General features: G+C 48.5%; 12 protein-coding genes, 1 pseudogene and 1 riboswitch. Of the genes and pseudogenes, 6 read left to right on the top strand and 7 right to left on the bottom strand.

Translation table 11 applies throughout. The annotated features are described in order from the left end of the window. Positions 1 to 3: 3 nt before the first annotated feature. Together AC5JR3_RS21860 and AC5JR3_RS21855 are read right to left on the bottom strand one after the other, a co-directional pair. A pseudogene (locus AC5JR3_RS21860) lies at positions 4 to 366 on the bottom strand (NB-ARC domain-containing protein); the annotation flags it as partial. Positions 367 to 483: 117 nt separating this feature from the next. Next, complete coding sequence (locus AC5JR3_RS21855; RefSeq protein ID WP_495848684.1) at positions 484 to 909, bottom strand: hypothetical protein; 426 nt, start codon at positions 907 to 909, stop codon at positions 484 to 486. A 248-nt stretch (positions 910 to 1,157) separates the two neighbouring features. Here AC5JR3_RS21855 and AC5JR3_RS21850 point away from each other — a divergent pair, with 248 nt between their 5' ends. Further along, a complete protein-coding gene (locus AC5JR3_RS21850) occupies positions 1,158 to 1,289 on the top strand; it encodes a hypothetical protein (protein WP_495848683.1) in 132 nt (43 codons plus the stop codon). A 40-nt stretch (positions 1,290 to 1,329) separates the two neighbouring features. On the opposite strand, the gene apcB is transcribed toward AC5JR3_RS21850, so the two are convergent. After that, positions 1,330 to 1,839 (bottom strand): allophycocyanin subunit beta, encoded by a 510-nt coding sequence (apcB, locus tag AC5JR3_RS21845; protein ID WP_495848682.1) that lies wholly within the window; start codon positions 1,837 to 1,839, stop codon positions 1,330 to 1,332. A gap of 122 nt (positions 1,840 to 1,961) precedes the next feature. Then, positions 1,962 to 2,255 (bottom strand): hypothetical protein, encoded by a 294-nt coding sequence (locus AC5JR3_RS21840; RefSeq protein WP_495848681.1) that lies wholly within the window; start codon positions 2,253 to 2,255, stop codon positions 1,962 to 1,964. Between the two features lie 512 nt (positions 2,256 to 2,767). Between AC5JR3_RS21840 and glnA the strand changes: the two genes are divergently transcribed. From glnA to AC5JR3_RS21825, 3 genes are all read left to right on the top strand, one after another. Beyond that, on the top strand, positions 2,768 to 4,192 hold the full coding sequence (glnA, locus tag AC5JR3_RS21835) for a type I glutamate--ammonia ligase (protein WP_495848680.1): 1,425 nt from the start codon (positions 2,768 to 2,770) through the stop codon (positions 4,190 to 4,192). A 284-nt stretch (positions 4,193 to 4,476) separates the two neighbouring features. Beyond that, a complete protein-coding gene (locus AC5JR3_RS21830) occupies positions 4,477 to 5,538 on the top strand; it encodes a class I SAM-dependent methyltransferase (protein WP_495848679.1) in 1,062 nt (353 codons plus the stop codon). A gap of 214 nt (positions 5,539 to 5,752) precedes the next feature. After that, complete coding sequence (locus AC5JR3_RS21825) at positions 5,753 to 7,372, top strand: peptide ligase PGM1-related protein (protein WP_495848678.1); 1,620 nt, start codon at positions 5,753 to 5,755, stop codon at positions 7,370 to 7,372. A 5-nt stretch (positions 7,373 to 7,377) separates the two neighbouring features. Here AC5JR3_RS21825 and AC5JR3_RS21820 read toward each other — a convergent pair whose 3' ends face one another. Together AC5JR3_RS21820 and AC5JR3_RS21815 are read right to left on the bottom strand one after the other, a co-directional pair. After that, positions 7,378 to 7,959, bottom strand: coding sequence for a GNAT family N-acetyltransferase (locus AC5JR3_RS21820; protein WP_495848677.1), 582 nt, complete (start codon positions 7,957 to 7,959; stop codon positions 7,378 to 7,380). A 241-nt stretch (positions 7,960 to 8,200) separates the two neighbouring features. Beyond that, the gene (locus AC5JR3_RS21815) at positions 8,201 to 8,422 is read right to left on the bottom strand and encodes a hypothetical protein (RefSeq protein WP_495848676.1); all 222 of its coding nucleotides are present in this window, start codon (positions 8,420 to 8,422) and stop codon (positions 8,201 to 8,203) included. 331 nt (positions 8,423 to 8,753) lie between these two features. Further along, positions 8,754 to 8,846, top strand: a riboswitch (Glutamine riboswitch). A 27-nt stretch (positions 8,847 to 8,873) separates the two neighbouring features. Here AC5JR3_RS21815 and AC5JR3_RS21810 point away from each other — a divergent pair. Then, complete coding sequence (locus tag AC5JR3_RS21810; protein ID WP_495848675.1) at positions 8,874 to 9,095, top strand: hypothetical protein; 222 nt, start codon at positions 8,874 to 8,876, stop codon at positions 9,093 to 9,095. A 228-nt stretch (positions 9,096 to 9,323) separates the two neighbouring features. Continuing rightward, complete coding sequence (locus AC5JR3_RS21805; RefSeq protein WP_495848674.1) at positions 9,324 to 11,060, top strand: serine/threonine protein kinase; 1,737 nt, start codon at positions 9,324 to 9,326, stop codon at positions 11,058 to 11,060. A gap of 171 nt (positions 11,061 to 11,231) precedes the next feature. Here the strand turns inward: AC5JR3_RS21805 and AC5JR3_RS21800 are convergent, their stop codons facing one another. Then, entirely contained in the window at positions 11,232 to 12,752 is a 1,521-nt protein-coding gene (locus AC5JR3_RS21800; RefSeq protein WP_495848673.1) for a phytoene desaturase family protein, read from the bottom strand. Between the last annotated feature and the right edge of the window lie 264 nt (positions 12,753 to 13,016).

Raw genomic sequence — 13,016 nt, 5'->3', positions numbered from 1 at the left:
TGTCGTCATCAGCACTTTAAAGCGGGTTGGTTCTGGCAAGTAGGGCTTTACCTGTCCGTAATCCGTCACATCATCAATTACCAGCAACACCTCACCCTCAGCCCAGTGCTGCCAGCAGTACGCCACTTGCTCAGCCAGCGAGAAGTCCTCAAGACTGACATTAGGGAAGAAAAGCCGACGGGCAAATCGCACAAGATCGACTGCAAAATCATTAGCAGCCAAGAAGCAAACACCCCCCGGATAAGTTCTCAGGTGTTCCCGCGCATACTGAAGGGCAAGTTCACTTTTCCCCACGCCCCCCATACCAACAACAGCAGCAGTGATGGCTACCTGAGTGCTTCGCTGCAATAAGTTGTGCAGTTCCTTGAGTGATTCGTCACGCCCAACAAATCGTTCACGCTCAACGCCTCGGCGCTTGAGGTTTTCGTAAGGTCTTTTAGTAGGGGGATTTAACTTTGCCCGTTCCCATTCGGGCGGCTGTAGTCAAGGGTTAGGCGGATAGATGTGCTGATGCTTGCCACCTTGGAACGTTTGACCCCTGTTATCTATGGATTGATAACCTTCTCCACCGTAAACATTCTGGACGCCCTTCGCTTGTATCTTGTCAATATTAATTTGTTGATGAATCTCTTGTGCCAGCTCCCGCACTTTTTGAGCAAACGCATCATCCTCATCCATTGCAATTTGCAAGTACGCCGCAACCTGATCTAACTCTGCCTTCGAGCCTTGTTCAAGTTTAGTGAGTGCTTCCTCAGCTTTTGGCTTACCTCTGAGCTTTTGCCAAATATTTTGACGTAGCTGTTCTAAGTTCTCAATTCCCCCTTCAGTCAGCTTCTCTGCTACGGTTTCAACTGATTTATTGAATGCTAAGGTAGCGATCGCTGCTGCTGTCAATGTTACAGGTTCCATCACTCATCAATACCAGAACTCACTCAGTTGTAGCACCTCTCCCACTCACAGGCTAAAGCCTAAATCGCAGATGTGTAGAGATGTAATATGTTATGCCTCTACATTAGACCTTTTGCAAAAGTCAAAGCCAGATTCCCCGGACTGCGTCCCGCTTCGCTATCAGTCCCCTCTTGGTAAGGGGGGAAGCAAGAAAAATCTGGCTCCCTCCCCTTACTAAGGGGAGGGTTGGGGAGGGGTCTAGAAGATTTTTGCAAGAAGTCTATGTAGGTATAGAAGTGCAAGATGCGAAGCTACCCAACGAAAAAGCGATCGCTCTCTTTCCCCTGCCCTGGAAAAAGCGCGATCGCTCCTTTGATTCTAACGTACCTAAATTAGGCTGACCGATCTAACCCTAGGCTTAACGCCTGCAAGTTAGCTTTCTTAAACGTCCTGTTCACTCAACTCGCGAGTCATGTGGTCAAAGGGCTGATCGATAAACGAGGTATCGTTCACGCCCATTTCTGCCGCCATTGTCTTAACGATATCCTTCATAATCTGGATACCGCGTACAGTGGGAGCAATGGGTACACCCAAGGAATTGTAGGTTTCCCGCAATCCTTGTAGTACTCTTTGATCCAGCACATAGCTATCTCCAGCAACGAGGGCGTAGCTGGCATAGCGCAGGTAATAATCCATATCCCGCAGACAGGCAGAATAGCGACGCGTCGTGTAAGCGTTGCCACCCGGACGAATCAACTCTGGCAGTTCTTCAAATAACTGCGAACCCGCCTGCTTGACGATTGACGCAGCATTGGCATTGATCGCAGTAGCTGCCGTTACTCGTTCTGTTCCGCTTTCAAAGTAAGACTTTAATGAATCAATCGCATTACGATCTAAATAACGACCAGTGCCGTCATAATTTCTTATGAGAGTTGTAACTGCATCGCGCATTAAACTGCTCTCCCAACAACAATTTGCAAAACTCTATCTATAAATAATTGCATAGCCTTGACCAGCAAAGGCGTTAATCGGCAGCAACTTTACCTGAATACACAGATCAATCTGGCATTTTATCAGGAGGCTGTGGCAATGCGATCGCGTGACTTGATCCCTGGATGTCCAGCCCCAGCACGTTTTGGAAAATTATTTAACCAACAAATCATCATAGGTTGGGCAAGTAAGTTCAACTCGTGGGGATAGCGCGGCTTAGGGTCACCCACCAACCAGATCGAAGGAACCATCATCGGGTCGTATTCTGCGATCACAGCCACCACACCCGGTCGAGACTTTAACTCCACCCGCTGTCCGGCGCGGTATCGGTTAGCTTCTTGCTCCTCAAGAGTTTCATTGCCAAAAATAGAATTCATAATAAATTAGAAAATTATGTAGCTTTTGATACAATTCTATCGGTAATATGAGCGGCTTGGTCATGGTTTATTAATTTTGCTACAATTTTTAACCTTTCTTCAAACCACAGAAGCGGTCAGAGAGATTCTGTAACCTGGTATACAAAAGTGCAGGTAACGTCTCCTTAGGATGAGTCAGGTATAGAGGAACTTAGGCTTCAAGGAAAGTGGGAATTTACCAAGCAGGGTGTACAAATAGCGATCGCCTAGCGGCTTACCCTAGAAAAAATCGCCCATTCACGACCCCTCTAGATGCTAAAGATGCTGACGCCCTTGCCAAAGCATTGAGGTATGAGGTAAAAAGTGGCAGTTTTTCGCTTACTCAGAGCAAATCTAACCAGCCCCCCTACCCTTTTAGGCTCCAATTTCCCCGTCAGTAGCTATGCCTACTGTTGACCAAATCCTATACTTCCGGGCAATATCTTAAATTACTTAGTTCCCTTCACCAGTCACCCCGACCAAAGGAGTCTTTCATGCCAGAAACCCCCCAAGAAGTCTTGAAAATGATTCGAGACGAGAACATTAAAATAATTGACCTCAAATTTATTGACATGCCAGGAATCTGGCAGCACTGCTCATTCTACTTCGATCAAATCGACGAAAATTCCTTTGACGAGGGCGTTCCTTTTGATGGTTCCAGTATTCGGGGTTGGAAATCCATCAATGAATCTGACATGGCAATGGTGCCCGATCCCAAGACAGCCTGGATCGATCCATTCATGCAAGAAAAAACCCTGAGCATGATTTGCAGCATCAAAGAGCCGCGAACCGGAGAATTCTACGACCGCGATCCCCGTACAATTGCGGCAAAAGCCATTGAATTTCTAAACTCTACAGGACTGGGGGACACCGCCTTCTTTGGCCCAGAAGCAGAATTCTTTATCTTTGATGATGTCCGCTTCGACCAAACAGAAAACACAGGCTACTACTACGTAGACTCCGTTGAGGGACGTTGGAACTCCGGCAAAGAAGAACCCGGCGGTAACCTGGGATACAAACCCCGTTATAAAGAAGGTTACTTTCCCGTTGCACCCACCGATACGATGCAAGACATGCGTACCGAAATGCTGCTGACGATGGCAGAGTGCGGCGTACCCATTGAGAAGCACCACCATGAAGTCGCCACAGGTGGACAAAATGAACTCGGTTTCCGCTTTGCTCGTCTGATTGAAGCGGCTGACTACTTGATGACCTATAAGTATGTCATCAAAAACGTTGCCAGGAAGTACGGCAAAACCGTTACCTTCATGCCCAAGCCACTGTTTAATGACAACGGTTCTGGGATGCACACCCACCAATCCATCTGGAGAGACGGGAAGCCTCTGTTCTGGGAAGAAGGAGGCTATGCCAACATGAGCAAGATGGCATTGCATTACATCGGTGGTATCTTAAAGCACGCTCCCGCACTATTGGCTCTAACCAACCCCAGCACTAACTCCTACAAACGCTTGGTTCCTGGCTTTGAAGCTCCAGTAAACCTGGCTTACTCCCAAGGTAACCGTTCTGCCTCCATCCGGATTCCTCTGTCTGGCATGAATCCCAAGGCGAAGCGCTTAGAGTTCCGTTGTCCTGATGCCACCTGCAACCCCTACCTCGCCTTTGCAGCCATGCTCTGTGCAGGGATTGATGGCATCAAGAACGAAATTGACCCCGGCGAACCCTTAGATGTCGATATCTACGACCTCAGCCCTGAGGAACTGAGCAAGATTCCTTCTACCCCAGGTTCTCTAGATTTGGCACTAGCCGCTCTGCAAAATGACCATGCCTTCTTAACCAATCCCGGTGTCTTTACAGAAGACTTCATTTCTAACTGGATTGAGTACAAGCTCGATAAAGAAGTTAACCCCATGAAGCTGCGTCCTCATCCTCATGAGTTTGCTCTGTACTACGACGTTTAATAGCGATCGCCGATTAGGACGAAACGATTAAGACTCCAGGATAAAGGAAGAAGGAAAAATGCGGAAATTCCTCCTTTATCCTGCGTCTTTATCGACTTTTCCCCTTCTGACTACTTAGTTCATCAGTATTGACCCAGCCATCACCTGAGATGGCTGTTTTTTTAAGTCTAACTTCAGCCGCTATTTAGGCATAATCAGACTTTGAGCAGAGGAAGCGTTCTCATTTTTTCCGTTACACTTATTTACAGTCAACAAAACTTATTAAAATTCACTAAGCATTTCCCATGTCTGAAACGATAACCAAACTGGCTTATCAGTCCTTTCAGCAGGGCAAAAGCTACTTTGGTCTAGCCCACAAGGTAATCAGTTCGCAGCTACTAAACCTGGTTGCTCCCCCAGTTAATGAGCTGAAGACTAAACCTGTAGACCCGAAGCTTTTGCTTAAGATTCAGCAAAGACTCAATCAGATCATCGAAACAGATTGGGAGGATTCACAACGGGGCGTGTATCCCTCCAGCTTGCTTTTTGATAACCCTTGGGAAGACTTCTTTTTGTACTACCCCGCAATATGGCTCGATATGCCGAACATTTGGGAACGTGCCAACCAGAAGCGACATCAGGAGTTTTCACCTGACATTCCGACGGCAGGATATCCCAGCTACTACCTGCAAAACTTCCACCATCAAACAGACGGCTACCTTAGCGATTGGTCTGCCAACCTGTATGACTTGCAGGTAGAAATTCTCTTCAACGGTTCTGCTGATGCCATGCGACGGCGCGTGCTAGCTCCCCTCAAGCAAGGACTAAAGGCATTTGACACCGTACCACCGCACCAAATCCGTGTGCTGGATACGGCTTGCGGAACAGGTCGTACCTTGAAGTTTATTCGGGGAATGTTGCCGGAGGCTTCTTTATTTGGGACGGATTTATCCCCTGCTTACCTGCGGAAGGCAAATCAACTCCTATCGGAAAATCCGGGTGAGTTGCCGCAACTCATACAAGCAAATGCTGAGGAGTTACCGTACCTGGATAACTACTTCCACGGTATTACTTGTGTTTTCCTCTTCCATGAGTTGCCGCCAGCGGTACGTCAGCGTGTGATTGAGCAATGCTTCCGCGTCACCCAACCGGGAGGAGTTTTTGTCATCTGTGACTCGATTCAGGCGATTGACTCGCCAGAAATGATGCCAATGATGGAAAATTTCCCCACCATGTTCCACGAGCCTTACTACAGAAGCTACATCAACGATGACTTGGTAGAGCGTCTGGAAAAAGCAGGGTTTGAGAATATCTCGACGGAAAATCACTTTATGAGCAAGTACTGGGTTGCTTATAAGCCTGCGTAATTGCGGGTAGAGTTTGCTGAGGGCAAGGCACTATGTCTTGCCTTTCCTGATACTCAATCAGGTGTATTCATTAATTTGTTGTATTCGTGGCTACAACGGATGCGATCGCACTTTTCCATTTTTTGTATCTAAGAATAAATCCTTGTATAGACGCCTACACACCCTGTAGCCGTTAAAATCGCTATTATCAGCATGATTTAAGGGGTTTGGGGTAATGCAAGCGTTAGATAGTTCTGCCTCTAACCAAGTAGAGCAGTTTCGGGAACTTCAGAAGCAGTTACAAGTTCGCGCCACGGCGACAGTCGATTTGTCTGATTTGGAAGACCAAGACATTCTTGTCGTTCCCTCCTTCAGCGTCGATCAGCGAGAACTGATCAAGATTCCGGGCTTTTTGCACTACGAAGAGCGGCTGCTATTTTCTCTGATTCGCTTACGTAACCCCCGCACTCGGCTAGTTTACGTCACGGCACAGCCGATGTCGCCGATTGTGATCGATTATTACTTGCAACTACTGCCGGGGATTCCCTTTTCCCATGCTCGCGATCGCTTACTGCTCCTTTCCACCTACGACGCTTCTCTCAAGCCCCTGACTCAAAAGATTTTAGAGCGTCCACGATTGATGGAGCGGATTCGCCAAGCCCTGCGCCCGAACAAGTCTTACATGGTTTGTTACAACTCGACGCCTTTAGAGCGAGAGTTGTCGGTAGCCTTAGGGCTGCCTCTGCTTGCCCAAGACCCGGATTTATTGCACTGGGGTACTAAGAGCGGGAGTCGGAAAATTTTTGCTGAAAGTGGCGTTCCTTATCCCGATGGCTGTAACGAATCTGTCTGGAGTACTGACGATTTAGCCGAAGCTGCTGCTGAGTTGTGGGAACGTCAGCCGCATTTGCAGCGGATGGTTGTCAAGCTCAATGAAGGTTTTTCCGGAGAAGGGAATGCGATTTTGGACTTGAGAAACATCCAATCAGTAGCACCAGAGACAGCCTCCCACTCGCAACGGGTAGCTGTACTGGATGAGCAAATGGAAAAGCTGAGTTTTCAGTCGCAGGATGAAACTTGGACAAATTTCTCTAACCGGATTCCTGAGTTGGGGGCAATTGTCGAAGGATTTATTGAAGGAGAAGAAAAGCGATCGCCTAGTGTTCAAGGCTACATTGCGCCCAATGGAGAAGTGGAAATTCTCTCCACCCACGATCAAATCTTGGGAGGGCCAGATCAACAAATTTACCTCGGTTGCCGCTTTCCCTCTGACAGCGCTTACCGACTCCGGCTGCAAGACCTGGGAATGCGAGTGGGTAAAGTCTTAGCCGCCAAAGGTGCAATGGAGCGCTACGCCGTTGATTTTGTTGCGGTTCGTCAGCCTGAGGGCAAGGTTCCTGCCTGGGATTTACAAGCAATTGAAATTAACGTACGTAAAGGTGGCACAACCCATCCTTTTATGACCCTCAACTATCTAACGAACGGTCGTTATGACTATTCAACCGGGTTGTTTTACAGCCAGCAGGGTCAAGAGAAATACTATATGGCCTCCGATAACCTGCAAAAACCCCGCTATCAGGGACTGTTGCCTCACGACTTGATGGATATCATTGCCCAGCATCGGCTGCATTTTGATAGCAGCACCAAAACAGGCAGCGTGTTCCACTTGATGGGGGCGCTCTCGGAGTTTGGCAAGCTGGGAGTCACCTGCATCGGTGATTCGCTTCAGCAAGCAGATGATTTTTACAACCAGGTAGTCAATGCCTTGGATGCAGAAACAGGGCCGAACGCGCTGCAAAAACCCCTCGCCTGCCATCCAGTTCCTCCGATTGCCTGGACAATGGAACGTCAGTGATGGCATTAAATCAGCTCAAAGGACGATCTCTTGTCAGTTGTTGGCTCTTTGGCAGAAGGCGTCCACTCTGACACCAGCAGACCGTAAACTAACTCATCCAAATAGATCCCTCGAAGGTAGAAACTCTGGCGGAGATGCCCTTCGAGGGTGAAGCCCAATTTTTGGGCGATTCGCTGGGAGGGGATGTTGTTGGGGTCGATGTTGAGGAAAAGCCGATGCAATCCCCAGTCGGTGAAGGCATAGTCAACGGCTGACCGGACAGCTTCAGTGGCGTAGCCATAACCCTGATAATCGGCATGGAGGATGAAGCCCATTTGCGCGATCGCATCCTCTACGCCGTGGATTGATAAACTGCCGATGACTTGACCTGCTTTCAGGCAGATTGTCCACTGGCGCGAATTTGCCGCGTACTCCCCTTGAATAAATGCCTCAAATAATCCTCTAGTTTCGTCAATGCTGCGGTGAACTTCCCCAAAGAACCACATTGTTTCTGGATTACTAAACACAGGAAACAATACATCGGCATCGGCGACAGTTAGAGGACGAAGTTTAAGCCGGAGGGTTTTCAGTGTTGGATGGTTAGCCATAATCTACTCATTAGCAGGTCGAGGGAGTTAAGGGGCGATCGCCTTTTTCTACTACCAACAACAAACAACTCCTGACTCAACTGATAACAGTTTGCTTAAGAAATTACAGTAGGGGCATGATGATGGGGCAAGCCCCTACCTATAGCTCAGACTTAAAATTTGTTAAAGGGACAAATACTTGTCTCTATATCTAATATTGGTTTCTCTATATCCCAAGAAAACGGCTCTGGCGCGATCGCTTCTATCGGGTTATTGAAAGCCTGTCTACTACCGTGAGTTTTCCTTGGCGAACAGCACGCAGCATCCGGTCAATAGCACAATGTTCTTCTTCATTCAGGCTTTCCATCTCTAATACGGCTGCCATTAGCCCGTAGCGGTCAGCCAAGGTTAGATACCCTGAAGCCGTGGCTTGAGCATAAAGTTCAGAAATGGCACCAGGGAGGATTTGAAGTTGAAGAAACATGGCACTGAGGACTGAACTCGATACTTCTAAATATCCGTGATTTTACGGTAGCGCGCTGCGATCTCATCCTGAGTAAAATGCGATCGTGCTACAGCTTTCTAGTGATGCTACCTACGCCTGGTATGTGAGGAACATCACTACTGAGCCTCCAAAATTGTGAAGAGTGCGTGAAGAATAGTCTCTAGGGTAATTGTTGCTTTGAGCCGGTTTTCCTGGTTTTAGCTCAATTTCCGGCGTTTAACTATGGAATTAAAATGCGATCGCTTCTAAACAATTTCCCTGAGAGATTGACCCTGATTAGAAAAAGTGTATATTACAATACGTAAAGTAACTCGTTCATCTCCCCACTCGTAAAAGCATTGATAGACAGTATTCAAGCAGTGGAGAGACGGAAGTAGGGATTTTTCCCCCCAAGGAACGTACCCACATCTTGTCTTGTTAAGAGGTTGTAATGATGCTTCTAACTTTCATAGTCGCTCTGGTTCTTGCCTCTGTAGCTGCTTGTCTCAGTATTAATACCTCAGAAGAAATCGTCCAGGTAGCAGCAGCCGTCACCGCAGGGATTTGTCTGTTCTTCAGCCTTATCTTCGCCCCAATAGCTATTAAGCTGATGATTTTGCTCAGCCCGCTGTTTAGCAAGAAAATCCAGCTTGTGGCGTCTCGCTCAAGGTAAGGCGGCGACTCTCGTATCCCCAGGTGTCTCTCGTCCATCACATCTAGTAAGAGATGGGTACAGCGTAGATTATTAAGGGGGAGCTAGAAGATTATGTGTAGCAAGAATTTAGAGAATTCTCACCCTGTCTCTTCACTCCTACCTCTTACCCCTCTTTGGGAATTCGCCAGCCGTATCTTCTTTGTGTAGAATCAAATCGCACGCCCTTATTGAGAGCGGTTGTAACCTTTGTCTGTTGCTAGTGCCGTTCACTGTATTAATCCTGATTGTCCTCATCCCTATCCGCAGCGTTGGGATAACAAATTTTGCAATAGCTGTGGTTCCCTGTTACGGTTGAACGATCGCTACTTGCCACTGCAGCTACTAGGGACAGGGGGATTTGCCATCCTCTACAGTATTTGGGACTTACAGACGCAAACAGAGCGGGTGCTAAAGGTATTAGTGGAAACCTCTCCCAAGGCATTGCAACTGTTCGAGCAAGAAGCGGCGGTGTTGAGCAACTTAAAGCATCCCGGCATCCCCAGCAGCGATCCAGACGGTTATTTTCAAATCACCCTAGGGAATCCGCCTCGCATCATCCCCTGTCTGGTGATGGAGAAAATCAACGGTCATACCTTGCAGGATATTCTGGATAAAAATCCCCAAGGCTGTTCTGAGACGGTAGTGCGAAACTGGCTCAGTCAAGCCGTTGAGATTTTGCAGGAATTGCATCAACGTCAGATTATCCATCGCGACATTAAGCCGTCTAACTTGATGCTGCGCCTCCCCCAGGATGCATCCACTGCTATTCCCGGACAAATTCCGGGGGGTCAGTTAGTCTTAATTGACTTTGGTGGGGCAAAACAAATGGGTTCGGCGCAATCTAGAGCGCAAGCCAGTTCTACTCGCTTATTTTCCTCTGGCTACAGCCCCCCAGAACAAGTAGTGGGGGGAGTTGTGGGGCCTGCGACTGACTTTTACGCCCTAGGACGAACGTTGATTCACCTGCTGACGGGACAGTATCCACCGGATTTGGAAGACCCAATTTCCGGGGAGTTGCGCTGGCGTCATTGCCTTCGCGTCAGCCCAGATCTAGCGGATTTGCTGGATGATATGGTGCGTCTAGATGTGCAAGAACGACCTGCAACCGCAAGGGAGATGCAAGGGCGACTGGCAAATTTTTCCCAATTGAAGACGCAGATAAGCCAGCCAAAACCCATTTTCACAGATACGATCGCCCAAGTTGCTCAAAGAAGTATTACAGAAGTAGTCGGCGCGATCGCGGTTGTGGGTGGTGGTATGACCAATGCCTCGATGTTCTTCATCCGGGCAACAATTCGGCTGGTTAAAGCTTGTCTGGATACGACCTGGGAGATGATTCTCGGCGCGATTGGTGCGGCTGTCGGTACAGTGGCAGGGTTTGTGCTGGCGTACTGGACGGTTGTGGGTAACGCTACGGCAAGTATTCTCTCCCAACAGCTACTGCGTCTGTTTCCCGGTGCAGAAGGAACAATCGGCCCAGAAATTTTGTTATTTGTTGCCGCCGGATTAGGAACCGCAGGCGGACTAACGGCAGCAGGAGGCTTTGAACAGCGTCGGCGTCCGATAATTGCGGGATTAATGGGGATTTTTGGCTACGGATTGAGCGGCTTAATTTGGCAATTGACGCCCAATGCTCCTCCCGAAAGTTGGGTGGGATTAATTGCGATCGCTGCGATGCCGATGGCTCTCGGTTTAGGTTTGCCCAGCCATCACCTAGTTCACGCCCTCGTTACTGCCTTGGGAACTAGTGGCGTTCTGGCGGGTTTAGTTGCCTTAAATTTCTTGCCCCCTGACCCCTTCATGAATATCCTCTCCTACGCCAACTGGCCAAGTTTTGGAGCGAGTATTGCTCTGTTTTGTCTTTTTGCCATCACCTTCGCGTTCTGGCTGGGGGTCAGTCATTATTTACTAGTTCCCATCCTTCGCTGGCTGGGTTGGCGGTGATATCCTCCCCCAGCAAATCAAAATGCAGGCGGCTTCCCGTTCCCCTACCACTCAGCACTTTGTCTATACAGCAATTTTCACGCTTTCTGTACCACAAGGGTAGGAGCGCTCTTGCTTTGCGCCCCTACAGAATCCTGTATTGCAGCCAGTTGAAAACTACTATAAGCGCCTCTACTGATTACCGGATTTGGTTACAAGGGAAGGCATATCCAAATCCTGCCTAACGAATGTAGTAGCACTGCGTGCTGCTTCCAGAATGGTTAACAATCCGCTACCCGGATGAACGGCACCACCAATCCAATACAGTCGGCGGAGACTATCCGATCGAATCGGTGGGCGAAATGGCCCAAGCTGATTCCAGCTATGGGTGAGATTAAAAACAGCACCTAAATGGACTCGATAATCATCGCGCCAAGTGGGAGCCGTGTAACAAGTTTCCGTCACAATATGCTGCTCTAGGTTGTCGTAGCCTAGCAGAGACATCCGTTGAATAATCAAGTCGCGGTATGCCTGCTGCGACGTTACCCAGTCAACGTTATGAGACGTATTCGGAATTGGCACCAACACAAACAGCGTGCTATGTCCAGCAGGTGCATTACTAGGGTCTACGATCGTTGGATTGCAGACGTAAAAGGGCGGATCTTTTTCGTCCAAAGCGGAATCGTCTACCCAAGGGCGTTCTCGACTGCGAATGCGATCGGACAGATAAAGTTGATGGTGGGGTAAATTTTCGTAGCGACGATTAATGCCTAGATAGAGCATAAACGTTGAGCAGGAAAACTGCAGGCGATTGAGTTTGCGATCGCTATAGCGACCGCGAGCTGACTCTGGCACCAAGTGTCGGATACCATAGCCAAAATCTGCATTCACGACGACTGCATCCGCAGGAATGCGATCGCTGGTCGCTAATTCCACCCCACGAGCGCAATTCTGCTCAATCCAAACTTGCTTCACCGGACAATTCAAGTGAATTTGTACCCCCAAATCCCTTGCTGCTTGAGCCATAGATTGGGCGAGGGCGCGGAATCCTCCCTCTGGATGCCAAACGCCGTCAGCAAATTCTAGAAACGGAATCAGGCTAAAAATGCTAGAGCAAAGGGTGGGATGCATTCCTAAGTATTTCGATGAATAGCTGAGGGCGTAAACCAACCGCTCATCCTTGAAAAACCGCCAAAAATGTTGATAGAGGCTTTCCCAGGGGCGAAAGGACAAAGCAGCGGCAATTTCATCGGGACGCAGATACCCAAGTATTGGACGGACTGGCGTACCTAAATAAGGCTTATACCCCAGCAGGTTCTTCCGCACATGCTCTGCATACCAATGGTCAAATGCCTCCGGTAAATCTGCACGCATCGACGCTAGCTGGGCTTTAAACGCATCCAAATTGGAGGTCAAGTCAAGCTGGCTACCATCCCAGAAGTGAAGCCGTGTATTCGGATCGAGTTGCTTGAAATGGATATAGTCGGATAGCTTCAGTCCCGACTCGGTGAATAATTCCTCATATACGCGGGGAACCTGAAGAATGGTTGGGCCCGTATCGAAGGCATAAGACCCCTCTTCAAAGCCCCGCATTCGTCCGCCAACTCTGTCAGCCGCCTCAAAGATTTGGACTTGGTATCCCTGGCTTGCGAGTCGCATCGCTGTTGCTAAACCACCGGGCCCGGCTCCAACAATGACGATCTGTTTCGACATGCTTTGACTCCTCTTGCACTTTAAACGTGAGGATTTCTCGTATTTTTACTATAAAGCTTGAACGTGAGAATTTCTCACTTTTTCGTTTGTGCGATCGCCTGATTTGAGCAATGCCTTAAAACCTACCGATTACCCTGTTGCACATTTCCCCAAAACAGTGCTGATGATCGGCGGTTCAATGCTGAATCGCTAAAGTATTCCTGCTATAGTTCAAAATTCGCGTCTAATGTTATGAGTTAATGCTGGGGAGTGTAAACCGTTTGT

Source organism: Kastovskya adunca (assembly GCF_059505785.1).
This window is presented reverse-complemented; position numbering and strand designations above follow the sequence as displayed.